The organism is Geobacillus vulcani PSS1 (assembly GCF_000733845.1).
Lineage (GTDB): Bacteria > Bacillota > Bacilli > Bacillales > Anoxybacillaceae > Geobacillus > Geobacillus vulcani.
Map to the genome: position 1 here is coordinate 2,411,793 of NZ_JPOI01000001.1, position 24,155 is coordinate 2,435,947.

General features: G+C 52.9%; 23 protein-coding genes and 1 pseudogene. 14 read left to right on the forward strand and 10 right to left on the reverse strand.

Annotated elements, in window-relative coordinates; all coding sequences use genetic code 11:
* Position 1: 1 nt before the first annotated feature.
* Complete coding sequence (locus N685_RS0113065) at positions 2 to 595, reverse strand: class D sortase (RefSeq protein WP_031409018.1); 594 nt, start codon at positions 593 to 595, stop codon at positions 2 to 4.
* Positions 596 to 1,909, reverse strand: a complete 1,314-nt coding sequence (locus tag N685_RS0113070) for a processed acidic surface protein (RefSeq protein ID WP_031409020.1) — start codon at positions 1,907 to 1,909, stop codon at positions 596 to 598.
* Between the two features lie 198 nt (positions 1,910 to 2,107).
* Here N685_RS0113070 and N685_RS0113075 point away from each other — a divergent pair, with 198 nt between their 5' ends.
* From N685_RS0113075 to N685_RS0113090, 4 genes are all read left to right on the forward strand, one after another.
* A complete protein-coding gene (locus N685_RS0113075) occupies positions 2,108 to 2,425 on the forward strand; it encodes a hypothetical protein (RefSeq protein WP_031409022.1) in 318 nt (105 codons plus the stop codon).
* Between the two features lie 481 nt (positions 2,426 to 2,906).
* Positions 2,907 to 3,236 (forward strand): hypothetical protein, encoded by a 330-nt coding sequence (locus tag N685_RS0113080; RefSeq protein ID WP_031409024.1) that lies wholly within the window; start codon positions 2,907 to 2,909, stop codon positions 3,234 to 3,236.
* Positions 3,237 to 3,742: 506 nt separating this feature from the next.
* Entirely contained in the window at positions 3,743 to 4,726 is a 984-nt protein-coding gene (locus tag N685_RS0113085) for an MBL fold metallo-hydrolase (protein WP_031409026.1), read from the forward strand.
* 211 nt (positions 4,727 to 4,937) lie between these two features.
* Positions 4,938 to 5,915 carry a bile acid:sodium symporter family protein gene (locus tag N685_RS0113090; protein ID WP_031409028.1) on the forward strand — a complete coding sequence of 326 codons (978 nt, stop codon included), beginning with the start codon at positions 4,938 to 4,940 and terminating at the stop codon, positions 5,913 to 5,915.
* Between the two features lie 162 nt (positions 5,916 to 6,077).
* Here N685_RS0113090 and N685_RS18435 read toward each other — a convergent pair.
* Positions 6,078 to 6,895: pseudogene (locus tag N685_RS18435) on the reverse strand (rhamnogalacturonan acetylesterase).
* 130 nt (positions 6,896 to 7,025) lie between these two features.
* Here N685_RS18435 and N685_RS0113100 point away from each other — a divergent pair.
* Entirely contained in the window at positions 7,026 to 7,361 is a 336-nt protein-coding gene (locus N685_RS0113100) for a hypothetical protein (RefSeq protein WP_156961397.1), read from the forward strand.
* On the opposite strand, the gene N685_RS0113105 is transcribed toward N685_RS0113100, so the two are convergent.
* Both N685_RS0113105 and N685_RS0113110 read right to left on the reverse strand, forming a co-directional pair.
* Positions 7,362 to 7,817 (reverse strand): CBO0543 family protein, encoded by a 456-nt coding sequence (locus N685_RS0113105; protein WP_031409032.1) that lies wholly within the window; start codon positions 7,815 to 7,817, stop codon positions 7,362 to 7,364.
* Complete coding sequence (locus tag N685_RS0113110; protein WP_031409034.1) at positions 7,744 to 8,889, reverse strand: DUF2515 domain-containing protein; 1,146 nt, start codon at positions 8,887 to 8,889, stop codon at positions 7,744 to 7,746. The genes N685_RS0113105 and N685_RS0113110 overlap by 74 nt, the downstream gene beginning before the upstream one ends.
* Before the next feature lie 84 nt (positions 8,890 to 8,973).
* On the opposite strand from N685_RS0113110, the gene shc reads away from it, so the two are divergent.
* The 5 genes from shc (at position 8,974) to N685_RS0113140 (ending at position 14,957) form a co-directional block, all read left to right on the forward strand.
* Positions 8,974 to 10,830 carry a squalene--hopene cyclase gene (gene shc, locus N685_RS0113115; RefSeq protein WP_031409036.1) on the forward strand — a complete coding sequence of 619 codons (1,857 nt, stop codon included), beginning with the start codon at positions 8,974 to 8,976 and terminating at the stop codon, positions 10,828 to 10,830.
* A 243-nt stretch (positions 10,831 to 11,073) separates the two neighbouring features.
* Positions 11,074 to 12,324, forward strand: coding sequence for an esterase/lipase family protein (locus N685_RS0113120; RefSeq protein WP_031409038.1), 1,251 nt, complete (start codon positions 11,074 to 11,076; stop codon positions 12,322 to 12,324).
* Positions 12,325 to 13,284: 960 nt separating this feature from the next.
* Complete coding sequence (locus N685_RS0113130; protein WP_031409042.1) at positions 13,285 to 13,869, forward strand: Uma2 family endonuclease; 585 nt, start codon at positions 13,285 to 13,287, stop codon at positions 13,867 to 13,869.
* Between the two features lie 9 nt (positions 13,870 to 13,878).
* Positions 13,879 to 14,184, forward strand: coding sequence for a 4a-hydroxytetrahydrobiopterin dehydratase (locus N685_RS0113135; protein WP_031409044.1), 306 nt, complete (start codon positions 13,879 to 13,881; stop codon positions 14,182 to 14,184).
* Positions 14,181 to 14,957, forward strand: coding sequence for a 3-hydroxybutyrate dehydrogenase (locus N685_RS0113140; protein WP_031409046.1), 777 nt, complete (start codon positions 14,181 to 14,183; stop codon positions 14,955 to 14,957). Before N685_RS0113135 ends, N685_RS0113140 begins: the two co-directional genes overlap by 4 nt.
* A gap of 219 nt (positions 14,958 to 15,176) precedes the next feature.
* Here the strand turns inward: N685_RS0113140 and N685_RS0113145 are convergent, their stop codons facing one another.
* The gene (locus N685_RS0113145) at positions 15,177 to 15,704 is read right to left on the reverse strand and encodes a YceI family protein (protein ID WP_031409048.1); all 528 of its coding nucleotides are present in this window, start codon (positions 15,702 to 15,704) and stop codon (positions 15,177 to 15,179) included.
* Positions 15,705 to 15,867: 163 nt separating this feature from the next.
* Between N685_RS0113145 and N685_RS0113150 the strand changes: the two genes are divergently transcribed.
* The 4 genes from N685_RS0113150 to N685_RS0113165 all read left to right on the forward strand — a co-directional run bounded on the left by N685_RS0113150 (position 15,868) and on the right by N685_RS0113165 (position 20,213).
* Positions 15,868 to 16,725 (forward strand): MurR/RpiR family transcriptional regulator, encoded by an 858-nt coding sequence (locus tag N685_RS0113150; protein WP_031409050.1) that lies wholly within the window; start codon positions 15,868 to 15,870, stop codon positions 16,723 to 16,725.
* Positions 16,726 to 16,859: 134 nt separating this feature from the next.
* Positions 16,860 to 17,747 carry an N-acetylmuramic acid 6-phosphate etherase gene (gene murQ, locus N685_RS0113155; protein ID WP_031409052.1) on the forward strand — a complete coding sequence of 296 codons (888 nt, stop codon included), beginning with the start codon at positions 16,860 to 16,862 and terminating at the stop codon, positions 17,745 to 17,747.
* A gap of 24 nt (positions 17,748 to 17,771) precedes the next feature.
* Positions 17,772 to 19,136, forward strand: a complete 1,365-nt coding sequence (locus tag N685_RS0113160; protein WP_031409054.1) for a PTS transporter subunit EIIC — start codon at positions 17,772 to 17,774, stop codon at positions 19,134 to 19,136.
* A 12-nt stretch (positions 19,137 to 19,148) separates the two neighbouring features.
* Positions 19,149 to 20,213 carry a MupG family TIM beta-alpha barrel fold protein gene (locus N685_RS0113165; RefSeq protein WP_031409056.1) on the forward strand — a complete coding sequence of 355 codons (1,065 nt, stop codon included), beginning with the start codon at positions 19,149 to 19,151 and terminating at the stop codon, positions 20,211 to 20,213.
* A 132-nt stretch (positions 20,214 to 20,345) separates the two neighbouring features.
* Here N685_RS0113165 and N685_RS0113170 read toward each other — a convergent pair whose 3' ends face one another.
* The 4 genes from N685_RS0113170 to N685_RS0113185 all read right to left on the reverse strand — a co-directional run bounded on the left by N685_RS0113170 (position 20,346) and on the right by N685_RS0113185 (position 24,080).
* Positions 20,346 to 21,251, reverse strand: coding sequence for a response regulator (locus tag N685_RS0113170; RefSeq protein ID WP_031409058.1), 906 nt, complete (start codon positions 21,249 to 21,251; stop codon positions 20,346 to 20,348).
* A 38-nt stretch (positions 21,252 to 21,289) separates the two neighbouring features.
* The gene (locus tag N685_RS0113175) at positions 21,290 to 22,549 is read right to left on the reverse strand and encodes a sensor histidine kinase (RefSeq protein WP_051870849.1); all 1,260 of its coding nucleotides are present in this window, start codon (positions 22,547 to 22,549) and stop codon (positions 21,290 to 21,292) included.
* A gap of 210 nt (positions 22,550 to 22,759) precedes the next feature.
* A complete protein-coding gene (locus N685_RS0113180; protein ID WP_031409061.1) occupies positions 22,760 to 23,410 on the reverse strand; it encodes an amino acid ABC transporter permease in 651 nt (216 codons plus the stop codon).
* A 16-nt stretch (positions 23,411 to 23,426) separates the two neighbouring features.
* Positions 23,427 to 24,080, reverse strand: a complete 654-nt coding sequence (locus tag N685_RS0113185; protein WP_031409063.1) for an amino acid ABC transporter permease — start codon at positions 24,078 to 24,080, stop codon at positions 23,427 to 23,429.
* Between the last annotated feature and the right edge of the window lie 75 nt (positions 24,081 to 24,155).

A 24,155-nucleotide genomic window follows, 5' to 3' on the forward strand; every position in this document is an offset into this window, starting at 1 on the left:
GTTAAGAGCGTTCATTGATTAAGTTGGCGACGAGCACGTACCGCTGCGGAGCGGGGCCGACGTAGCGGAATGGATAACACGTGGAAACGGTGAGTGTCGCTTTCGGCTTTGGAACGATGACCGTCCGGTCGTCGGCATCGACGATGCGCACTTTGCGCACTTTATAGGTGAATGTGCCAGCGGACGTGCGGACGATCAAGAGATCGCCTTGGCCAACTTCGCCAAGACGGCGGAAGACCGTGTCGCGATGGCCAGAAAGCACGCAGTTGTCCGCCTCGCCTGGCAGGACACTGCCCGCGTAATGGCCGACCCCTTTTTCCAACTCGTCTTCATCTGTACCGTGGTAAATCGGCAGGCTGGCGTTGAGCTTCGGAATGATGAGTTCGCCGATTTGTTCACCGATTTTTGGTTGTTTTGAGTAGAGAGGAGCCTGGCTTCGAATCGGCGCGGCGTCCACTGGTCGCTCTGTTTCAGCGGACAGCGGCTTGGCCGCTTCCAAGCCGCTTTTCCATTTCAGACCACTAACGCCGACCACGGCGATTCCCGCTGCGATCAAGCTTGCTCCAAAAAAGCGCACGAGCCGTTTCCCGTTCATTTATTTCGCCTCGGCTCCTTGGCGGAAGCGGACAAGGAATGCACCGGCACCGATGAATGCCAAGCCAAACAGCATATAAGCGGCATACGGGGATGCCGTTTTCGGCAGTTTGGCTCCGGCTTCGGTCCGCTTCAGCGGTTTCGGCGTCGCCGGCTTCACTACTTTTTCGATTTTCGCTGCCTGGCCGCCTTGTTGTAAGTCTTTGCCGATTTCATCGAATAGGTCAGAAGCAAACATCTCTTCGGTCACGACAAAATCAGCCAGTAGCTCGCCGTCAGTGCTGTAAATTTCAACAAGCAAATCGTAGCCGTTCGCTGATTCCATTGTCAGCAGCGTCGACAGGCTGAGCGGCTTTTTCTCGCCGTCTTTCGTCAAATAAAACTTTGCTTCCAGCTGGAATGTGGAAAGCAGATCGGTCCATACATCGGCGATCTCAGCGATTTGCGTTGGCGATAGCTCCGTCACGCTGGTGAAATCGTACGCCCCGATCGCCTCAAGCCGTTGGCCGATTTCTTCCATTTTCTTGGCGAATTGCGGATCTTCCATATTCAGTGATTCAAAATGGGTATAGAGCTTTTCCAACTCTGCGTCCGTCAAACCGAGCTCGTCCAAATCCGGAAGCAAGTAGTCGATGACGGCCTCCGACAGTTCCTCGACCGTCGCATAATGGTCAAGCGAATCGCCGTTTTTAGACAGCAGTTTTTCCAACTGCGTCTTCGTCATGCCAATTTCTTGCAAAAATTCGTTTAATGTTTCCTCGGTCAACGGCGTCAAATTTTGATAATAATCGACAATATCCTTCAGCTCGCCGATCGAGTGGTAATCGGCCAACGATTCGCCGTGCCGATCAAGAAGAGCGATGAGCTCTTCCTTTGTCATTCCGCGTTCGTTTAGAAAGGCGGCTAGCGTTTCATCAGTGATCGGAACGGAGTAATTTTTAAACAGTTCGATATATTCTTCGAGATCATTGTAAAATAAAAACACATCGGTAATGGCCTGTGCCTCTTCCATTTCTCCATTGTCGATAAGCATTTGTCGAAGCTGTTGTTCGGTCAATCCGTGTTTGGCGAGCAACTGAGCTAAATTTTCTTCCGTGAGCGGCTCGCCGAGTTCGCGGCGTAATTCGTCCACGCTGTCAAACTCATCGAGCGAATAGCCTTCATAGTCCAAATAATTTTCCAGCTCTTCGACTGTGATCCCGGCTTCATTTAAATACTGCTCTAAAGCTGGATCGTTGCGTTCAATGGCGAACGCTGAAGCTGGCCATACAGTGGCTATGGATGCGGCCAAGGCAAAAGGAACGATGTTTTTCATGTCGTGACCTCCGTTTGTTTTTATATACGAATTCAGTATACAGGGACATGAAAAGGATGAAAATAGAGAAATATATGGAATTTTTTATATAGAAAAACCTTCCCGCTGGCATCTAATGTTTTCCATGTATGACTTTTTAGAGGCAACGTATGCTAACCGTTGAACGGGAGATGTCGAACAAAAGGAGGTGGAGGCACAATGGACCGCTTATTCCGTTTGTTCCTTGTGCAGCGCGGCCGCGGGTTATGGAATCCATGGTTGCGGGTTGTTAGACGGCGAAGAAACAATAACGCTATCTGGACGCTCGTCAGCGTAAGTTTAGGAGCGGCGGCGGCCGCGATGTTGAGGGCGAGACAAGGGGGACGCATGGCGTCGATGACGCAAGGCCCGATGCGAAACGTGATTCGCGGCTTCAACCGCTGGATGGGCCGGCGGATGGGAAGACAACGGTTTGCCACAGCAGAATTCGCCCAAGAAATGGCCTCTTGGCAGTCGGAAGACGAGGAGAAAAAATAACGACGGTTGCCCCTTTGTTCAATCGACCGGCAGTATGACACATGCCGGCTTTCTTTTTCGCTTTAACATGTCCGATTTCGCTTTTTGCCTAGGAGGGTGGTGAAAAACGGCTGTTTCCCTTGAGCGATGGGGGGGAACGTGTGAAAAGCGATACCGATGCTACAGGGCTTTTCTACTTTGAGCAACGAGGCTGGTAAGCGGCATACTTCTTTAAATCACCGGGCTCCTAGGCATATTGGCGAAGTTGCGCTGTAGGGCGCTCTCGGCCACCACCTGGCCGAACTATAGCGAAAAGCAAACATTGCTCTCAAGCCGGAAGCGAAGTTGTTTCGGCATTTGCCTGTTCTTTGTTTGTCTTGCCTGCAAAAGAATAGAAAGTGTAAAATAAAGGTGATTCTGCTTTCATCATGCGCGCTCATCTCCAGAGGCGATGGAGGTGATCGGCAGAACAGTCAGTCTTGCCGACAGGAGAGGCATACAGATGATCGGGGGAATGATCGATCGCGTTCACCGAACTTCTAAACGTCTCCACAGCTTCAGACCACAGGTTGGCCGAACTCTCCAGCAACGCATCATTGCACTCTTCTTGACAACACGCGGCATATCCTCGTTTGCACGTAATTTCCGAAAGAAGTCTCCCGCTTCAAAAAACGTGAAGGGCACAGCTCTGGTAAGCAGGAGGGAGGCGGTTGTCGATTGGCCAACACCGTCCAATGTCTATGCATTGAACGAACAGCTTCGAAATGAAGGGAAATGGAAAGGAGGGCTTGAGTGCAGCGGGCCGCTCGGCAAGCAAGCACCGATCGATTAAAGCTCCCGCTGCTCAGCGAAACGCAGGTGGAGGGCCGTTTACGATCATTACACCGCATCATGCCATCGTCTCGGGAGAGAGAACCTTCGTCAGCTCTGTAGCTATCGCAATCCGCTTCTTGGGGTCGGATCGTCAATGCCCGTCTGTTGTTTTGCGGCCGCGCTTTTAGAAAATTCCAAGCCCCATTGGGATTGGGTCGGCGTTCGTCAAACACGAAAGCCAAGAAGGCGGGTTAATATCATTGGCACTTCGTCCGAAACCATTCACGAGCAAATTTCGCTCGCCATCAAACAACCGTCTATGGAGGAGATTCACAGAAAGGGTTCATGGGCAACGGTTTGCCCTCCATCCGGGGATGAAAATCGTCGCTCACCGGCTTGGAATTTTCACAAAAAAGAAAGCGGTTTCCAGTGGGATTTTCCCATTAGAAATCGTCTGAGACAGAAAGAATTGATGCGAAATCGCCAGCTCTCAAGAAATGGCGAAAGGCAAGGGGAGGGGAAGAAATGGCGTCTACGCTGGTGGAAACGATCGGGGAGGGGATGTACCGTGTTCCGATTCCCGTCCCGTTTCCGATGAAATATGTCTACTGTTACGTGTACCAGGAGGCAGACGGCTGGAGTATTGTGGACGTTGGGTTTCGCGATCGGGAGGCGATGCGCGCCTGGGAGTCAGCGTTTCGAGAGCTGGGAATAAAGCCTCGCCATGTTCGTGCCATTTATCTTACCCATTTTCATCCGGATCATTTTGGCCTGGCTGGATGGATGCAGCAGCAAACCGAGGCTCCTGTGTGGATCAGCGCGCCCGATTATCACATGGCAGAACGGGTCTGGGGGGAAGAAGGCATCCAAGCAGGCGAGGTGGCGGCTTTGTTTCGCCGCCATGGTGCGCCAGAGGAACTGACATCGGAAATGGAAAAAGAAATGTGGAAGCTGTCGATGCGTGTTAGTCCGCTCCCGGTGCTCACTGTCTTGGACGCTTCGGAAATTGTGCTTGGACAGCGGCGGTGGACGATTGTCCCGGTTCCAGGGCATAGCGATGGACTCATCAGTTTTTATCAGCCCGAATTGCGTCAATTGGTCGCGTCGGACCACGTGCTTGATCGCATTACCCCGAATATTGGCGTATGGCCGGGAGCCGACCCGAACCCGTTGCAGCAATATTTCGCTTCTTTGCGCAAAGTCGAGGAATTGGAAGTGGATATCGCTTGGCCTGCCCATGGCGCGGCCATCCACCAGTTTCGCGAGCGGGTCGGCGCTATTGCCCGCCACCATGGACAGCGGTTGCAGGCCATAAAAGCGCTTGCGACGGCTCGGGTGACCGCCTACGACATCGCGTGGCACTTGTTTCACCATAAGCGATTGACTCCGACCCAATGGCGATTGGCGATCGCCGAGACGCTCGCGCATTTGGAGTATTTAGTATCGACTGGAGAGTTGAAAAAAGAAGAGCATCAGCACGTCGTCTTCTATCAGCAACCCGTTCGCTGACTTGGCTGGCGCTGTGATGAAGGACCCTTAAGAAGCAAACAGGCGAAATCCAGCAAGCGAGCGTCATGTCGGAAAGTGGACGGCAACAAGCGGCTAGGTTCATCGTTGTCTGTCGGTTTCAGGGAAAATATCCCTCTATGGCGCGATAGTGGTATATTGAGAACGTGTAGATTAGAAGATCAGGGAAGGGCCGAATGAGGAGATGAAACCGATGTGGCAATCGATCAACCGTCGGCTTGAGAAGGCGCTGCCGTTTCTTACGCCGGCGAGTGTGGCAGCCGGCGTCTGGCTAGCGGACGAACTGCACCGCTATGCCGCGCTTGTGCCATGGCTGTTTGCGTTCATGACGTTTAGCGGCAGTTTGCGCTTGCGCTTGAACGATTTGAAAGCAGCGCTGATCCATCCTGCTCCGATCGTTGCGGCGCTGTGCCTCCTTCACTTTGTCATCCCGCTCTGGGCGTTTGGGCTTGGCCATCTGTTTTTTGGCAGCGACCGTTTGACGGTGGTCGGGTTTGTGTTGGCGGCTGCCATTCCGACCGGGGTGACGAGTTTTATTTGGGTGTCGCTCGGCCGCGGAAACTTGGCGCTTGCCCTTTCTGTCATTTTGATTGATACGTTTTTATCGCCCATCATTGTGCCGCTGACATTGCTTGTATTAGCCAAAAGCGTGGTCGAGCTCGACGTGGGTCAGATGATGCTCGGTTTGTTTTTGATGATTATTTTGCCGTCATTCGCCGGCATGTTCGCGAGCGAACGGCTGTCTACTCAAGCGAACGAGCAGTTGGCGGCGGTGCTGTCGCCGTTTTCCAAGCTGGCGCTGGCGTTTGTCGTCATGATAAACAGCGCGGTCGTTGCCCCGTATTTTGGCCGTGTTGACGCCCGGCTGTTTTTCATGGCGTTGCTCGTCTTGGCGATCGCGAGCTCCGGTTATGTTCTTTCTTGGATGGCGGCCCGATGGCTCGGGTTTGCCCCTTCGGATATTATTGCGTTAACGTTTATCGGCGGAATGCGTAACATTAGCGCCGGTGCGGTGCTGGCCATGACCTATTTTCCACCGCCAGTGAGCGTGCCGGTCGTGCTCGGCATGCTGTTTCAGCAAGTGCTTGCGTCCCTATACCACCGCTTGTTGAACAAAATGTACCATTCACCATCGAGCGGCAAAGCGCCATACGTCGGAAGCGCCTGGTAGAGATGGAAAGGGCAGGTGGTATGCTGGCTATCAGACAGCGCCTAGCGGGAGTAAAAAGTGAAAAAACACCCGTCCTAGGTGGGGCGGGTGCGGGAAAAAGCAGGTGAGGTGCTGCCGGCGTTACGGCGTTTCAGCGCTGAGGCGGTCTAGTGACCGCCTGGCTTAACGGTCTCGTATAGGTTCTCGTTCCGGTGAACAGATGAGGTGGCGGCGAAGAGGAAGGTTGAGTTCGACAATCCCTTCAGCGACGAGCCGGGCGATTTCTTTCGCCCCCCGCCGGTGAAAGTGGGTGTTGTCTTTGATGCCGTTTGGGTAATTACGGTGTTCGCCCGGCTCAAGCCATAAAAAGAGCCGTTTCGTCTGTTCCGGGCCGAGCTGTTCAAACCGTTGTCTGCTTTTTGCCGTCAAATCGATGACCGGAACGTGCTCTCTCTCCCCAAGCGCCTTCATGGCCGCAGGATAAAGTCCATGCGAGTTGAGCGCCCGCCCATCCGCAGAAAAGCGCCGCCGCTCGACCGGAGTGATGAGGACGGGAATCGCCCCTTTCACGCGGGCGCCGTCAATATATTGTTTTAAATATGCTTGGTAAGAGGCGAACGGTTCGGTGTAACGCTCAGGATCGTTCGCCTTTTCGTCGTTATGGCCAAACTGGATGAACAAATAGTCTCCTTGCTTGAGCTCGTGCAAAATGCGATCGAGCCGTCCTTCCTCAATAAAACTTTTCGCACTTCGGCCGGAAGCGGCCCTATTTTTCACGATCACCTTATCGTCAAACCAATCCCCCAGCATTTCGCCCCATCCAGCCCGAGGAGCGAGGGAAGGGGGGCGGCGGCCACTGTAGAGTCTCCGGCCAAATAAACGGTCGTGACGGTTTCTTTGCCTGCTTTGGACGCTTTTCCATCTGTGGCTGTTCTGGATAGAAGAACAGCGGCGGCGATGATGATGATCCCCCATACGAAAGCGCCTTTTGTTCTTTTCAATCACTCCCCTCCCATCCGACAGCGGCTCGTTTTTTTCCGCCGGTTTTGGTTGGCCGTGAAAACGCTCATCCCCCTTGAGTCGCCATTTCATGCCTAGGTGGAGAGCAAACGTTGCTCATGGATCTTTTCTGTGAAAATGCCGAACTGGCGCGCATTTTCATCCCCGGGTGGAGGGCAGATCGCGCTGTCCATGGAACTTTTCCGTGAAAATGCCGCACTGGCGCGAGATTTTCATCCCCGGGTGGAGGGCAGATCACTGCCCATGGAACTTTTCTGTGAAAATCCCACGTTGGTGAGTGGTGATTTTCATGCCCGGGTGGAGGGCAAAACGTTGCTCATGGATCTTTTCCGTGAAAATGCAGGACTGACGCGGATTTTCATGCCCGGGTGGAGGGCAAAAGGTTGCCCATGGATCTTTTCTGTCGTTATCGTGGCTTGTGGTTCACATGTTTATGCACCGTCTTAGTCAGTCCATTCTCTGAAATCGGCGGTAACATTTCCAGATCATTGCAAGAAATACGCCATAGCCGACAAGCGAATACCAGTGGCTCCATTCAGGGGTGTGAATGAACCAGCCCACTTCTTCCGCTTTCGATTCGAATGCCGATATCAATGCTGATAGCGAGAGGATGGCAGCTGCCCGTCCGATGCGTCCAAGCCGCTCCATGAAGGCAAGAAACAAAACGGTGCCAAGCGGCAGCACGATAGCGGTAAAGAAAATATCGATCGAAAAGACAGAAGGAAAGGGACGTTTCGGAAACGTATACAGCCCTTTTCCCACAAAATACAAATCCAAATACGTCCCCGCCCAGGAAGCGAGCAGCGCCGAAGCCATGTAGGCGCGGCGGTTAGCGCGCGTGAAAGAAGGCGTGTTTGGCGATGATCGCCAGCTCCATTTTTTCGAGCGTTTCACAATAGGCATTGACCATCTCCCCATTCACTGATGCTTCCATTTTCACAAGATAGTGGACAACGTGCGGGTCCGTAAACCAATCGCCGGGTTCGGCCGCTTCGTGGGCGATGTTTTTCCACGCGTGACGAAGCTGCGGGCTGTACAGGCGCGGGGCGCCGGGAACGATTCGGCAATCGCGGATGCGGCGGCGGTACGGCTCCCTTGGGAACGACTCGCACACGTCGTTAAACAAATGCGGCCAATAGTCTTTGCGCGAGCCGGTATGCGGATGTCTTGACGCCCAATGAACGATTTTTTCCAGCGTTTCACTGTCGTCGAACAAAATGGCGTACAGCCGTTTGCCGAGCAAAATACGTTCATGGAGCGACTCAAATTGATGGAGTGTTTGGCCAATCAAGGCGGTGCCGCCCTGGCCGTCGTCATACGGGAACAAAATGTGATTGAAATGGAACAGCTCTTGCAGTTTAAACCCGAGCGTCTGAAAGACCGTTTGCCGAAATACGGGATGTTGAACGACCCGTTGCTCCAAGTAGTTTTGTTCGTTAATGACTAGGGCGATTGCCAACGTGTACGGGTCACCGCGGCGCCAAAAATGTTGCCATATCGTTTCCATAAACGTCGAGACGCCAAGCCATGGCAATAAATAAAATAACGGCTCTCCCCGCTTTTTGCTTTCCTCATACAACAAAAACTGCGGATAAATGTCTTGGAAAATGAGCCAATTGCTGCGCTCCAAAAAGGCGAAAAACGACTGCCGCTCGTCTTCCGAGAGCAGCCTCATGAGCAGTTCCCCTTTTAAATCGGTCATATTCCAGCCGCCGTTGCGCGACACCATATGCCCTAAAAATGCCCAATGAATTTCGCGATGGCGCAAGTAAAAATTGAGATAGGCCGCTGTCCGGGTGACATTGTTTTCGTTTTGCTCCGCCGTCACCGCCTGGATGCGGCGGATGAGCTGCCGCTCTTTGGCTGTCAGATCGCGTTCTGATACCGCCGTTGTTCCTTTCTTTTTCTTCAACTCTCGATAGACATCAACGAGAGAAAGGGGAAGAGACGAGGTTTTCGGTTTACGACAACGCATGATGACCTCCTTTTGGCGCATCATGGGCTCGCCAATTGAATAAATATGGAAAGAAACGGGATTTTCGAAAAAAGGTGGCGATGAATGGTGGCTGATGAACGAAGTGTGCTCATTGATGCGCTCAAACAGTCCCAAGCAGCTGATGGATCGTGGCGGTTTCCGTTTGAAACCGGCATTTCCACCGATGCCTATATGATCATTTTACTGCGGACGCTCGAAATAAATGATGAACCGTTGATCCAAGCGCTCGTCGAGCGAATCGAAAGCCGTCAGGAGGCAAACGGGGCGTGGAAGCTGTTTGCCGATGAAGGAGACGGCAACGTGACGGCAACAACCGAGGCGTATTATGCCTTGCTTTACTCCGGCTACCGAAAAAAAACCGATCCGCACATGCAAAAGGCAAAAATGCGCATTTTGGAAATGGGCGGTTTAGAGAACGTCCATCTATTTACAAAAGTGATGCTGGCTTTGACCGGACAGCACCCATGGCCTAGACGGTTTCCGCTGCCGCTTGCCTTTTTCCTTCTCCCCCCGTCGTTTCCGCTTAATATGTATGACCTTTCCGTGTATGGAAGGGCGAACATGATTCCGCTTCTGGTCGCCGCGGAGCGCCGGTACAGTAGGAAAACGGCGAAAAGCCCAGACTTGTCTGATTTGGCAGCTTCCCGCGGAGGTTGGCGGCTGCCGGAAAACCGGGCGCTATGGTCATACATCAAGCGAGCGTTGACCGGTTTTCCAGACGAGCTGCACGATGCCGCCAAACAACGCGCCGTCCGTTATATGTTCGGTCATATCGAGCCGGATGGAACGTTGTACAGCTATTTCAGCTCGACGTTTTTGTTCATTTTTGCGTTGCTCGCGCTTGGTTATCCAAAAGACGACCTGCATATTGCCCGGGCTGTTCGCGGTTTGCGCTCACTGCGAACCGAAATCGATGGGCATACGCATATGCAATATACCACCGCTTCCGTCTGGAATACGGCGTTGGCGAGCTATGCGCTGCAGGAAGCGGGCGTGCCGTCGACTGACCGGACGATTGAGAAAGCGAACCGCTATTTGTTGTCGCGCCAGCACATTCGCTACGGCGACTGGGCGGTGCACAATCCGCACAGCCTACCGGGCGGCTGGGGATTTTCCGATGTGAATACGATGAATCCGGACGTCGACGATACGACCGCCGCGCTGCGCGCCATCCGTCGGGCGGCGGCCAAAGAGACGGCGTTTCGCCATGCGTGGGACCGGGCGAATCGATGGCTGTTTTCGATGCAAAACAATGACGGCGGGTTTGCGGCGTTTGAAAAGAACGTAGGCAAACGGTTTTGGCGGTATTTGCTGATCGAAGGGGCGGAATTTTTGTTGATGGACCCGTCAACAGCGGATTTGACCGGACGGACGCTTGAATATTTCGGAACGTTCGCTGGATTAACAAAAGACCACCCCGCCGTCGCCCGCGCCGTCGACTGGCTGCTTGACCATCAGGAAGCTGACGGCTCGTGGTATGGGCGCTGGGGGATTTGCTATGTATACGGCACATGGGCGGCGGTGACGGGGCTTTCGGCTGTCGGCGTCTCGGCCGATCATCCGGCGATGCAAAAAGCTGTTCATTGGCTTTTAAGCATCCAAAATGCTGATGGCGGCTGGGGTGAGTCGTGCAAAAGTGACGGAGCAAAAACGTATGTGCCGCTTGGCGCCAGCACGCCCGTCCATACCGCTTGGGCGCTCGATGCACTGATCGCTGCCGCCGAGCGGCCGACCCCGGAAATGAAAGCCGGTGTTCGCGCCCTAGTCCGTATGCTTCATCACCCGGATTGGACCGCCTCGTACCCGGTCGGACAAGGGATGGCCGGCGCCTTTTACATCCATTATCATAGCTACCGCTATATTTTTCCGCTGTTGGCGCTCGCCCATTACGAGCAAAAGTTCTGTCTGATTGCCAATTAGCTAACAGCCCATACATGGGTAAAAGCGAAGGAGATGATTGAACGAAAGATCTCCTAGAGTGGAGAGTTCTTCTGCAGTTAGCCAGAAACGAAATGCATCAGTATAGAAGTGGGCCTTCTCTTTCCCTCACAAGAAAATCCGACAATTGCCGGGATTGAATATCCTGATTATTATGTATAGAATATTCAGGCAATTAACCATAAGGGGGTTCAGTCTATTCGAGGGGAGGAGAAGGAGAGCATGATGAAATGCTATCGGGTTCTGTTTCTGTTGCTCGGATTATGGTTTGTGTTCGGCCTATCGGTCACGGCAGGGCGGGCCGAAGCGGCAGCTTCACGCGCCAATGATGCCCCCATCGTGCTTCTCCATGGTTTTACCGGCTGGGGAAGGGACGAAATGGTTGGATTCAAGTACTGGGGCGGCGTGCGCGACGATATCGAACAATGGTTGAACGACAACGGTTATCGAACTTATACGCTGGCGGTTGGACCGCTCTCAAGCAATTGGGACCGAGCGTGTGAAGCGTATGCTCAGCTTGTCGGTGGAACGGTCGATTACGGGGCAGCCCATGCGGCAAAGCACGGTCATGCGCGGTTTGGCCGCGCGTATCCCGGCCTGTTGCCAGAATTGAAACGGGGCGGCCTCATTCATATCATCGCCCATAGCCAAGGAGGACAGACGGCCCGCTTGCTTGTCTCACTCCTAGAGAATGGCAGCCAAGAAGAGCGGGAGTACGCCAAGGCGCACAATGTGTCGTTGTCACCGTTGTTCGAAGGCGGCCATCGTTTCGTGTTAAGTGTGACGACGATCGCCACTCCTCATGACGGAACGACGCTTGTCAATATGGTCGATTTCACCGACCGCTTCTTTGATTTGCAAAAAGCGGTGCTGAAAACGGCGGCTGTCGCCAGCAATGTGCCTTACACAGACAGCGTGTACGACTTCAAACTCGACCAATGGGGACTGCGCCGCCAGCCGGGTGAATCGTTCGACCATTATGTTGAACGGCTCAAGCGCTCTCCGGTTTGGACGTCCACAGATACCGCCCGCTACGATTTATCCATTCCCGGCGCTGAAGCGTTGAATCGGTGGGTGCAAGCGAGTCCCAACACGTATTATTTGAGTTTTTCCACCGAGCGAACGGAGCAAGGCGCATGGACTGGAAACCATTATCCGGAGCTCGGCATGAACGCATTTAGTGCGGTCGTTTGCGCTCCGTTTCTCGGTTCGTACCGCAATCCAGCGCTCGGCATTGACGATCGCTGGCTTGAAAACGACGGCATCGTCAATACGGTTTCGATGAACGGTCCAAAACGTGGGTCGAGCGATCGAATCGTGCCGTATGATGGGACAATACGAAAAGGGGTTTGGAATGACATGGGAACGTACAATGTCGATCATTTGGAAGTCGTTGGCATTGACCCGAATCCGTTGTTTCCGATTCGTTCCTTTTATTTGCGCCTTGCCGAGCAGTTGGCAGGCTTGCGGCCGTGAACTACTCCCACTTAGCTTTGCTTAAAGTGGGAGCTTCTCAGTTCCGCGACGAAAGCAACCTTTCGTCTCCCTGAGCGTGACTTCGGGTCGTCCCAACCCTAGATATCCGACATGACGGAAGTTCTTTTCTACCTTGGCTATTTTACGAGTGGAAGGAATCTGCTTGGTTCTTGCCTATTCATTTGTCCACTCAACCCCCATATAGCCACTTATCAAGAAACATATGATCAGTTTATCATAAGATTTGGCTAACGCCAACCGAAATTCATCTCCCACTGATCGTTGGGCTACGCCCTTCACACGTTTGAAGTGGGAGACTTCTTTCGGAATTATGTTAAAACAAGCATTTGGCGAAAAAGAGGCTGACTCAAACGGCTGTCTACCTTTCAGGCAACATATCGTGCGGCAGAAGCAGTCAGTACGTATATATAGCGGATGAAAAAGGGTGCTCCCAGCCCTTTGGGGACACCCTTCCTTTCGGTTCACACCCCACACCGGCAAGCGGTGATGTTCATCCCAGGTCGAGGAACTATTTATCATCCATGGCCCCTTTCAAGGATCGCAATTGAATCGTGCATCCGGCTTCCCAGCATCGTTTCCCAAGCGAAAAACGTTGTAGCATCGGCCGTTCTTGTCGTCCATTCACTCATCGCGATCAAGGGTAACAGCTGTTTTTCACCAGCCTCCGATGAAAATGCCGCGCCTTGATCGGTCATTTTTTAGGAGGCTGGTGATTTACTCGCGCAACCGCTTCTCGGAATCGTTTCTTGAGTAGAAAAAGCTTGTTGCATCAGTCTCTATGTTCGCGCATTCAATCATCGATCAAGGCAAATAGGGATTTTTCACCAACCTCTTAGGGAGCAAGGGCTCATGAATGTTTTTTGCGGAGCAAGCTCTTAAGCTGTATGACGGCCGCGGATGTCCGATGGTATAATAAGGGTAAAGCAAGCGGATGGGGGAATGGACGTGAAGCCGACAGAGCGGCAAAAGAAACGGTATACGTATCAAGATTATGTCAAGTGGGACGGAAGGTGGGAGCTGATCAACGGCGTGCCCTACAACATGGCACCAGCTCCTTCATTTGTCCACCAGTCTATCGTCGGGGAATTGTATGTCGCTTTGCGGGCATTTTTTCGTGAAAAAGGATGCACGGTGGTCATGGCGCCATTTGATATACGCCTTGATGAGCAGGGGGACTATGAACAGGCGAAGCATGTCGTGCAACCAGATATCAGCGTCATTTGCGATCAAAGCCAAATTGGCAGCCGAGGCTGCGATGGTCCGCCTGACTTGGTAGTGGAAGTGCTTTCACCCAGTACAGCGTTGAAAGATCGAAACGAAAAGTATATGTTGTACGAACAGTTTGGCGTCAAGGAATATTGGATCGTCGATCCGCTGCATCGGACGGTGGAAGTGTACGGCCGTGGTGAGAAAGGGTACGAGAAGCGGAATGTCTTTGGCGAACGCGATGCCCTTGTCTCATTTTTGTTTGCGGAGTTGTCCATTCCATTGGCTGACGTATTTCAAAGTAATCATAGAGAGTGAGGGATCACAGTGCGGTTAACCGAAGAGGAAGTGCAAGCGCTGCTTGCCAAAGCAGACGGCTGGAAGCTCACCGACGAGCGGTGGATCGTGAAAAAATACCGCTTTCAAGACTACTTGCAAGGCATTGAGTTCGTCCGGCGAATCGCCGCCATTTCCGAAAACGCCAACCACCATCCGTTCATTTCCATCGACTACAAGTTGATCACCGTAAAACTGTCCTCATGGCGTGCGAAAGGGTTGACGACGCTCGATTTTGACTTGGCGAAGCAGTATGATGAGGTGTATGAGCAGATGAAGCAGGGGGAAGGGGAATGATGGTGCATCGCACAGCCCTCGTCACCGGAGCGGCGCGGGGGATCGGCTATGAAGTAGCGAAAACGTTGGCGACCAACGGCGTGAACGTCGTGCTTGCCGACTTGAAGCAGGAAGAGGTGGAACGGGCGGCAGAGTCGTTGCGGCAGCTAGGTTGCGAGGCCGTCGGCGTCAAGTGTGATGTGACGGCGGAAGAAGAGGTGAAGCAAACGATCCAGGAAACGGCCAAACGGTGGGGGCGCCTCGATATTGTCGTGAACAACGCCGGTTTGCAATATGTCGCCAATATCGAAGACTTTCCGACCGAGAAGTTTGAGCAGTTGATCCGCGTCATGCTGGTTGGGCCGTTTTTGGCCATTAAGCATGCGTTTCCGTTGATGAAGAAGCAGCGCTACGGCCGCATCATCAACATGGCGTCGATCAACGGATTGATCGGGTTTGCCGGAAAAGCCGCCTACAACAGCGCAAAACACGGGGTAATCGGCTTGACGAAAGTGGCGGCGCTAGAAGGGGCACCGTACGGGATTACGGTGAACGCGCTTTGTCCGGGGTATGTCGACACAGAACTCGTCCGCAATCAGCTCGCTGATTTGGCGGCGACAAGAAAGGTGCCGCTTGAGAAGGTGCTCGAGGAAGTCATTTACCCGCTCGTGCCGCAGCGTCGGCTCTTGTCCGTTGAAGAAGTCGCCCATTATGTTCTCTTTTTGGCAGGCGAACAAGCGAAAGGCGTCACTGGGCAGGCGGTCGTGATCGATGGCGGGTATACGGCGCAATGAGGCGAAACAAAATGTTGGCATCGCACAGCGGTTTCGTTTCAAAGCCGAAAAGGGTTGACTCTGAAGGTGATCCGCCAGAACATGTGGTCGAAATGGTTTTGTGTGCGGCTTATTAGGAAAAGGGGATTCGCCTTCAATGCAGCATCGTGTTGTTCGATGTGTATATAGCCGCAAAAGAAGGTGTCCCGAGGCAACGGGACACCTTCTTCGCTGCGCCGCTCAGCTGAGGGCGAACTCAAAGCTGGCGTTGAGTTTTACCTCTTTTCCGACGAGGAATCCGCCAGTTTCGAGCGCGACGTTCCACACCAATCCGTAATCTTCACGATTGATCGTTCCTTCGACGTCAAAGCCGACGGTGATGCCGCCGGTAAGCGGGTTTTTCACTTGACCGTTGTATTCGACTTTGAACGTTTCCGTTCTCGTCACGCCGCGAATCGTCAGCTGTCCGGTCACTTCGTATTCAGTGTCGGACAGTTTGCGCACCGAGTCGCTGACAAAGGTGATGGTCGGATAGTTCTCGACGTCGAAAAAGTCGGCCGAGCGGAGGTGGTTGTCGCGGTCGGCGTTTTTCGTATCGATTGAAGCGGCGTCAACCGTTACCTTTACTTTCAGCGACTCCAGTTCATTCACATCGCCTTGCACGTCGACGTCAAAGTTGGTAAATTCCCCTTTTGCTTTGGAAATCATCATATGCCGGACTTGAAAAGTGATCGAGCTGTGCGCTTTGTCAAGTTGGAATGTTGTCATTGTTCTCCCCCTCTTGGTTACTTCATCATTCCATCATTAATCATAGCAGATATATATCTTGAATTCAAACATTTTTTATTCAAGTTTTTTGTGGTGTAGAGTCCAAAGGGATATCCATGATAAGATGGAAATAGCAACAGTGGCCGGAAAGGATGGGACCATGATGAATGAAATAGGGATCTTAGCGAAAATCGAACAGCAGCTCGAGCAATTGTCACCGGCGGAACAAAAAGTGGCTGCCTATCTTCTTCGCCATGCGGAGCTGATTCCGACGATGACCACCAAAGAGTTGGCGCGGGCAGCTGATACAAGCGAGGCGAGTGTCGTTCGCTTTTGCAAGGCGATCGGCATCGGCAGCTTTCCGGGATTGAAGCTGGCGCTTGCCCGTGAGTTGGCGATGGCGGATATGAACATTAATGATTTTTCCATCATTGACAAGCCGAATGCGCCGTATGAGCTGTTTATGAAAGTGACCTATGTGAATAAGGCGGCCATTGAGGCGACGACGACAACACTCGATAAGCGCGAGTTAGAAAAAGCCGCTGAGGCGATGATCAAAGCCAAGAAGATGGTTTTTTACGGAGTAGGCGGCTCCGCGGCCGCAGCGGTGGACGCTAGTTATAAGTTTACGAAGCTTGGCTACATGGCGGCAACATCGCCTGATTTTCATACGATGCTGCCACTGGTGGCCCATTTGAAAGAAGGAGATGTGTTCGTGGCCATATCGACGTCAGGGCGGACGAAAGATGTATTGGAGATCGCCCGGTTTGCCAAAAAGCAGCAGGCGACGGTCATTGCCATTACAAAGCTTGATCCTTCATCACCGTTATATAAGGAAGCGGATATTCGACTTGCGCTGCCGGATGTTGAGCAAGACCATCGCATTGGCAGTATGGCATCGAGAATGGTGCAGCTCAACGTGATCGATGCCTTGTATTTGATTACGTTCCATCGGGTGGGAAGCCGGGTCATTGAACGATTTCATCAAACAAGAGAAGAAGTGGTGCGGTTGCGGAGGTAAAGCGGGTCTGAGACGGGCCCGCTTTTTTTGTGGGAATGTTTCAAACAAAAAAGAATAGATTGATATTTTATTTCATAAATTTATAATATAATTATGAAATATAATTTCTTAAAACGTGCAAAGAGGTGACAAAATTGCTTGAACATCTTGCGACAGAACAACGAAACGAAAAAACGAAACATTTGGATGAAATGACGACAAAAGAAATTTTGCACGTCATGAACGAGGAAGATCAGGCCGCAGTTGCCGCAGTAGCTGAGCAACTTGATTGTATTGAAAAAGTCGTCCATCTTGTCATCGCCGCATTTCGGCGCGGCGGGCGGTTGATTTACGTCGGGGCGGGGACGAGCGGCCGGCTCGGATTGCTTGATGCGGTCGAATGCCCGCCGACATTTGGAACTGAACCGTCCATGGTGCAGGCGGTCCTTGCCGGAGGACCGGAAGCGATTGCGAAGGCGGTGGAAGGAGCGGAAGATGATGAAGAGGCTGCTGTTCGCGATTTACAGGCAGTCGGCTTGACGGAAAACGATGTTGTCATCGGCATTGCAGCAAGCGGCCGAACGCCGTATGTGGTCAGCGCCCTTCGTTATGCCAAACAAATCGGGGCATCGACCGGAAGCATCGCCTGCAATAAAGGAGCCGCCATCAGTCAGTATGCCGATGCGGCGGTGGAAATCGAAACAGGGCCGGAAGTGTTGGCTGGTTCAACGAGGTTAAAAGCTGGGACAGCGCAAAAAATGGTGCTCAACATGATTTCTACGGCAGCGATGGTCGGTATTGGCAAAGTGTATGGGAACTGGATGGTCGATGTACAGGCGACGAATGAAAAGTTAAAAGAGCGGGCAAAGCGCATTTTAATAGAGGCGACAGGAGTCAGCGCCGAAGAGGCGTCCCGCTATTATGAACAGGCCAAAGGGGAGGTGAAAACGGCGATCGTGATGATTTTGCGCCAATGCGGTTATGAAGAGGCAAAAAAACGACTGCAACAAGCAAAGGGGTTTGTGCGTAAAGCGCTTGAATAACGAAATAAGGGGGAGAGAACGATCATGACTCGAGAACAACAAATAGCAATATCGATACTTCAGTACGTTGGGGGAAAAGAAAACATCATCCGCATTGCCCATTGCATGACGCGGGTGCGCGTGTCACTGCGCGAGCCGGGCAAAGCGAACATTGACGCCTTAAAACAGATCGAAGGGGTCATGGGAGTCATAGAGGATGAGACTTTGCAAATTGTCGTTGGCCCTGGTGTTGTCAATAAAGTGGCGGCTGCGCTATGCGAACTTACCGGTCTAGAACTTGGGGAAGTGATCGAAAATGAGGCTGAGGATATTGCGGAGCGGACAAAAGCAAGGGTGAAAGCGCGTCAGCAAACGCCGCTAAAGCGGTTGCTTCGCAAAATCGGCAGCATCTTCATCCCGCTCATTCCCGGGTTGGTGGCGTCAGGGATTATTAACGGAATCGCCAACTTTGCGAAAAACGCCGGCGTTGATCCGCAGACGACGTGGCTGCAGCTGTTGTTGTTGATAGGCGGGGGGATTTTTGCCTCACTTGGCGTGTTAGTCGGATATAATACAGCGAAAGAGTTTGGCGGCACTCCTGTATTAGGGGCGATTGCCGGTATTCTCGTCTTCAACCCGGCATTGGCTGATATAAAGCTATTTGGGGAAGCGCTTACACCTGGGAGGGGAGGACTGCTTGCAGTTTTGCTTGCCGCTTGGCTCATGGCGGCGGTCGAAAAACGGGTGCGTTCGTTTGTGCCGAATGCGGTCGACATTATCGTCACGCCGCTTATCACCGTGTTAATCGTCTGTCTGTTTACCTTGATCGCCGTGCAGCCGCTTGCCGGTTGGTTGTCGTTCGCGATTACAAGCGGGCTGAAAGCGGTGCTTGACATCGGCGGAGTAGTCGCGGGTGCTGTGTTGGCCGGAACGTTTTTGCCGCTCGTGATGGTCGGACTGCATCACGGATTAACCCCGATTCATATGGAGTTGATTCAAAAATTGGGCTCGACGCCGCTACTGCCGGTATTGGCGATGGCCGGAGCCGGTCAAGTCGGGGCGGCGATCGCCGTGTATGTCAAAACAAAAAACGAACGGCTTCGCAACATTATCAAAGGGGCGTTGCCGGTTGGATTTTTAGGCATCGGGGAGCCGCTGTTGTACGGGGTGACATTGCCGCTTGGGCGGCCGTTTGTTACCGCGTGTCTTGGGGCGGCGGTCGGCGGTGCATTTCAAGCGGTGATGAAAACAGCGGCGCTTGGCATTGGCGTATCCGGGCTGTCACTCATCCCGCTTATTGCCGATGGAAAGTATGTGATTTATTTCATTGGACTCGTCATTTCGTACACGTTTGGCTTCCTATTTACGTATTGGTTCGGGTTTAAAGAAGAAATGGCCGCGCATATTTAGTGGGGGATGATAATGCTTTCTTTTTCGTTTTATCTTTTTCAGCCGCTCGAGCAAATTGAAGACATCTTTCGGCTTGCAGCGCAGCTTGGGGCGAAACAATTGTTCACCTCATTGCATGTTTCAAAAGGCCAAGAGCTTAGGGAGCGAAAAAAGCTTGATCATATCGGCCAGTTTGCTTCCCGCTATGGCATTGGGGTCGTGGCTGATGCCAACCCCGCCGTCATAGCACGTCTGTCAGCTGATGCCGACATCACAACGGTGCTCGGGCGTTGGGGGATTGTCGGGCTGCGGTTGGATGACGGTTTTTCTATGAAAGAAGCCGCTTCGTTGTCCAAACAAATGAGTGTCGTGTTGAACGCAAGCACGGTGACAGAAAGGGAATGTAAGGAGCTAGCCTCTTATCAAGCGGACGAATCCAATGTGGAAGCATGGCATAATTTTTATCCGCGACCGGAGACAGGTTTGGGAGGGGAGACGATGCTAGCGCAAAATCAATTGTTGCGCCGGTATGGCATCGAGACGATCGGTGCGTTTATCCCTGGGGATGCGAAAAAACGAAGTCCTCTCTATGAAGGGCTGCCGACATTAGAAGCACATCGGAACGCCGATCCGGTTTATGCTTATATTGAACTTATGGAAACCTACGGCGTGAATAAGGTGTTCGTCGGTGACCTCGCCGTGTCGGATGGGGTGCTTAAGCGCATAGATTGGGTGCGGTCAGATGTCATTCCCATCCGCTACCGGCCGATTGTCCGAGCGGGTTGGTTGGCTTTGGTCGAAACGATGCATACGAACCGGCGCGATGCGGCTCGCGATGTGATTCGTTCCGTTGAATCGCGCTGCTCCATTGCATGGCCGCAGGAAGCGTTGCAGCCTCTCCCCCCGGTGCCGCGTCGGGCAGGCCGCATCACGATCGATAACGAACGTTATGGCCGGTATGCCGGTGAACTGCAAATGACTTTGGTTGACCTCCCGCCCGATGACAGAGTCAATGTGATCGGTGAGGTGATTGAGGAAGATGTATCGCTGCTTCGCTTCGTTCATGGCGGCCGCCGCTTTTGTCTCATTCGTTGGTAGCAGGAAGACTCCATCGGTTGCTAGCGTGATGAAGATATAGAGAGGTGGCTGCCTGATTCTTTGTCGCGCCTAGGGGCAACGAGGGCAAGCCCATGGCCTGCCCTCGACCTTGAAAAGGCGTATCATCACCCTCTAGATTCGTTTCAGTTCGAGAAAAAAAGCGGTTAAAAACTTGCGCACATTCATCCGGCATTCCGTCTCGTTCTGGCCTCGCTCGAGTTCTTTCATGCGCCGGCGGATGTCCGCAAAATCAAACAGTCTTGGCGCGAAATGCTCAAACGTCGGATTGGTGTAATCGGTGAGGCCGAGGGAGGCGAGATGGGTGAACGCCTGCAAGACAAGCCGACGGATGCGCTGTTCCATCGCTCGCGCTTCTTTGCTTGTTTCCGCAGGCGACAGGCCATATTCCCGCCTAACGAGTTCCGCGTACAGCTCTTTCAACGGTGGCAGTTCCCGCACCGGACGGCCTTTTGCTTCCTGTTCGGCCAGCCAACGCATCACAAGAAGCACATCCGCGCTGCCCGCCTCGCCGGCGACGCCAAGAAGAAGGAGAAGCTGCTCGGCCTGCTGTTCAATGGCGGCTTGGTTCGGAATGGATTCACGAGCGGCCGACGGCGGCTCAAGACCTTTCAGCACTTGGCGGATCGACTCAAGCGAACGGATGGCTGACATATGATCGGCGACCCGCTTGAGCACTGACAGCACTTCGTAGCGGTTGATCGGTTTTTGAATGTACGTGTCGATGCCTTGCAAATAGGCTTGGCCGATCATTTCTTTGTTTTCGACTTGAGAAATCATGATAAAGGTTCCGGCAAATCCTTCTTCCCGCAGCGCCTTGATCGTTTGAATGCCGTCGCGCCCCGGCATGAGTAAATCGATGAGCACGACATCGACGTCAAGCAAATCGGCGGTGCGGACGTTGAAGCCGTCCTCAGCGAAGCCGACCACCTCTCCGAGCCCCGATTCATGGATTAACTTTTCAAGCATCTTTCGGACTGCCGGGTCGTCTTCGATGAGAAAAAAACGAAGTCCTCCCATCCCTTTGTTCTCCCCTTTCTTGATGGTGCCGCGGCCATTCAAACAAGATGTGCCCCTTGCGGCGGTACAGGTGGACGCTCGTTCTGAAAGGCATCGGTTTGCGCCTGCAGCAGGCGGGACGTCGGAACAACGAGGCGAAAGACGGTCTGGCCGGGTTCGCTTTTGACGAGCTGCAGATGACCGCCGAGCGCCTGGGCGATGTCACGGGCATGGGTCAGTCCAATTCCTGTTGATGGATTGCCTTGGCGGTCGTATTTCGTCGTAAAGCCTGGTTGGAAAATCCAGGCGATATCATCAGCGGAGATGCCAGGGCCGTCATCTTCCACTTCGATGACCAACCCGTTTCCTTCCAAGCGCGCCCGCAGCTCGACCGCTCCGTTTTTGCGAATGGCTTCGACCGCATTGGACACCAAATTGTTCAATACGGAAAGCAGTGGATAGAGCTGATCAGTGGCCAAGTCGATCTGTCCGTGATAGGAAAACGTGATCGCTTTTCCAGACAGGCTGGCGTATTTTTCGTTGGCGCGAATCACCATCGCGCACAATTCAGCGATGGGAATGCGCCCCCTTCCTGACTGGCGGCCGATCAGTTTGGACAGACCGGCGAAAATGCGCTGCATATCTTTTTTTGCTTCATGAATATGTTCGGCAAGGTCGAGAGCGATGCGCGGTTCAACCGGTTTGCCTTCCACAAGGCGCGAGTAAAGATCATAACTTTGGCGCGTCATGTCTTCCATGAGCGCCATCGATTTTTGCAAGTAAACCATCTCTTCGTAAAGCCCGCTGTTGACCATCATCAGCCGCTCAAGCTCTTCTTTTCTTGCCTCGGCCAGAGAGCGGACATGTTTGGTCATCCACATATTGTAAACGCCAATGACACAGAAACTGCGCAAAATGGCAAACAGCGACAGCACGACGAGCATGTGGCCGCTAAACAGGAACGATTCTCCCATTCCATAGCGAATGGCAAGCTCGCAGCCGTTGGCTAGAAAGTCCAGCGCGGCTCCCATCACTCCCGCGCGGATGGGCGCAGCCATTTGCCGGCGAAAGTGAACCATGGCCGCCATAGCCGCAAAGCTGATGTAATATCCGGCGGCCGGAAGGTGAGTCCATAGGCTTTCTGATGCGGCCGTTTCCCCCGTCAAGGCGTCGAGAAAAACGCGAAACCCGACGACCACCGCTCCGGTGCTTGCGCCGATGACAAGCGGGGGAAGGGAAGAAAAGGCGACCAACCCAAGAACAAAAACGGCGCTGCCGAGCGAGACGCGAAACGGGCTGTCAAACGGGTTCATTTTCATTTCGCCCAGAAACGCGGTCGCCGAAAGCAAAAGCAAAAGAAGCCAAACAGGTTCTTTTTTCGCTAGTGTCAGTGGACGTCACCGCCTTTGTGAAAGTCATGGCCTAGTTTGCAACTCTATTATATAACAGAAAAGCGAAAACAACGGCCTTTTTTAAAAGATAGCAAGAAAAAACCGTATGCCCCAGCTGAAGAAGGGGATACGGTTCCATCACCGCTGGCGGTATTCCAATCGCCGCGAGACGAGTGACAGCGAATAGTTGACGATAAAATACATGAACGCAACGAGAATAAAAATCGGAATGACGAAATTGACGTTGCGCCCGTTAATGATTTGCGCATGGTTCATCAATTCGGGCAAGGAGATGACAATGGCCAGCGATGTATCTTTTAATAAGGAAATAAACTGGCTGACGATCGGCGGCACCATGCGTCGCAACGCTTGCGGCAAAATGATGTACCATAACGTCTGCCCATACGTAAGCCCCGATGAACGCGCCGCCTCGATTTGCCCTTTATCGATCGACTGCAGGCCGCTGCGGACAATTTCTGACAACATGGCCGATTCAAAAATGACCAAGGCCGAAATGGCTGCGTATAGTTTATCGAGCTTCAAGCCGACTTCCGGAAGGGCGAAATACGTAAAGAAAATGATCAAGAGCAGCGGCAAATTCCGGATTGTTTCGACCAGCACGGCGAGCAGTTGAGAAAGCACCGGGATTTTTGTGTAGCGAATGACCCCGATGATAATGCCGAAGATAAAACTCAAAGCAATGGAAATGAACGCCACTTCCAATGTGACGAGAAACCCTTGAAGCAAAAACTTCAAATGGGCGGGCGTGTAGGCACCGGCAAAATCCATGATGCACCCTCCTTTCCTACCGCGCCTTGAGCAGCCGGCGTTCTAAGTAGCCGACACCAAGGCTGAGTGGGATCGTTAAGACGAGGTAAAACAAGGCGACGAAAATATAGACGTCAAAGGTGACGAACGTTTTCGAGGAAATGAGATCGCCGAAATACATCAAATCAAGCCCGGCGATGACGCCGAGAACGGACGAATTTTTCACCAAATTGATGAACTGATTGCCAAGCGGCGGAATGACGATTTTCACCGCCTGCGGCAAGATGACGTAACGCATCGCCTGCAAATAGGTCAACCCGGACGAGCGCGCCGCTTCCATTTGTCCTTTCGGCACTGCTTGGATGCCCGAGCGGATCGCTTCAGCGATAAAGGCGGCCGTATACACCATCAGCCCGAGCGTTCCGGCGGTAAACGAGTCAAAGCGAATGCCGATGGCGGGCAAGCCCATAAAAAAAACGAAAACGATTAAGACAAGCGGAATGTTGCGGATGAATTCTACGTACGCCGTTCCGATCCAATTGAGCGGGCGAATCGGCGCGATGCGGAAAATGGCGATGATGGTCCCAAGGGCCAAGCTGCCGATGAGAGCCAGCACGCTGGCTAAAATCGTATGGCCAAATCCTTGCATATACAAATCCCAATGTTCAACCAAAATGGAAAAGCGCAGCACGGCGATCAGCCTCCTTTCTTCGCTGAATGAAGGGCTTTGGGCAAACAGGTGGGCGGATGCGTTCCGCCCACCGTG

Excerpts from the sequence above, each read along its gene's own strand:
- N685_RS0113145 (WP_031409048.1), bottom strand. The coding sequence starts at position 15,704 with ATGACAACATTCCAACTTGACAAAGCGCACAGCTCGATCACTTTTCAA.
- N685_RS0113170 (WP_031409058.1), bottom strand. The coding sequence starts at position 21,251 with ATGGGAGGACTTCGTTTTTTTCTCATCGAAGACGACCCGGCAGTCCGA.
- N685_RS0113120 (WP_031409038.1), top strand. The coding sequence starts at position 11,074 with ATGAAATGCTATCGGGTTCTGTTTCTGTTGCTCGGATTATGGTTTGTG.
- N685_RS0113175 (WP_051870849.1), bottom strand. The coding sequence starts at position 22,549 with ATGAAAATGAACCCGTTTGACAGCCCGTTTCGCGTCTCGCTCGGCAGC.
- N685_RS0113090 (WP_031409028.1), top strand. The coding sequence starts at position 4,938 with ATGTGGCAATCGATCAACCGTCGGCTTGAGAAGGCGCTGCCGTTTCTT.
- N685_RS0113065 (WP_031409018.1), bottom strand. The coding sequence starts at position 595 with ATGAACGGGAAACGGCTCGTGCGCTTTTTTGGAGCAAGCTTGATCGCA.
- N685_RS0113165 (WP_031409056.1), top strand. The coding sequence starts at position 19,149 with ATGCTTTCTTTTTCGTTTTATCTTTTTCAGCCGCTCGAGCAAATTGAA.
- N685_RS0113110 (WP_031409034.1), bottom strand. The coding sequence starts at position 8,889 with ATGCGTTGTCGTAAACCGAAAACCTCGTCTCTTCCCCTTTCTCTCGTT.
- N685_RS0113070 (WP_031409020.1), bottom strand. The coding sequence starts at position 1,909 with ATGAAAAACATCGTTCCTTTTGCCTTGGCCGCATCCATAGCCACTGTA.
- N685_RS0113140 (WP_031409046.1), top strand. The coding sequence starts at position 14,181 with ATGATGGTGCATCGCACAGCCCTCGTCACCGGAGCGGCGCGGGGGATC.
- N685_RS0113160 (WP_031409054.1), top strand. The coding sequence starts at position 17,772 with ATGACTCGAGAACAACAAATAGCAATATCGATACTTCAGTACGTTGGG.
- N685_RS0113180 (WP_031409061.1), bottom strand. The coding sequence starts at position 23,410 with ATGGATTTTGCCGGTGCCTACACGCCCGCCCATTTGAAGTTTTTGCTT.
- N685_RS0113150 (WP_031409050.1), top strand. The coding sequence starts at position 15,868 with ATGAATGAAATAGGGATCTTAGCGAAAATCGAACAGCAGCTCGAGCAA.
- shc (WP_031409036.1), top strand. The coding sequence starts at position 8,974 with ATGGTGGCTGATGAACGAAGTGTGCTCATTGATGCGCTCAAACAGTCC.
- N685_RS0113075 (WP_031409022.1), top strand. The coding sequence starts at position 2,108 with ATGGACCGCTTATTCCGTTTGTTCCTTGTGCAGCGCGGCCGCGGGTTA.
- N685_RS0113130 (WP_031409042.1), top strand. The coding sequence starts at position 13,285 with ATGGACGTGAAGCCGACAGAGCGGCAAAAGAAACGGTATACGTATCAA.
- N685_RS0113105 (WP_031409032.1), bottom strand. The coding sequence starts at position 7,817 with ATGCCTATTGTGAAACGCTCGAAAAAATGGAGCTGGCGATCATCGCCA.
- N685_RS0113080 (WP_031409024.1), top strand. The coding sequence starts at position 2,907 with ATGATCGGGGGAATGATCGATCGCGTTCACCGAACTTCTAAACGTCTC.
- N685_RS0113085 (WP_031409026.1), top strand. The coding sequence starts at position 3,743 with ATGGCGTCTACGCTGGTGGAAACGATCGGGGAGGGGATGTACCGTGTT.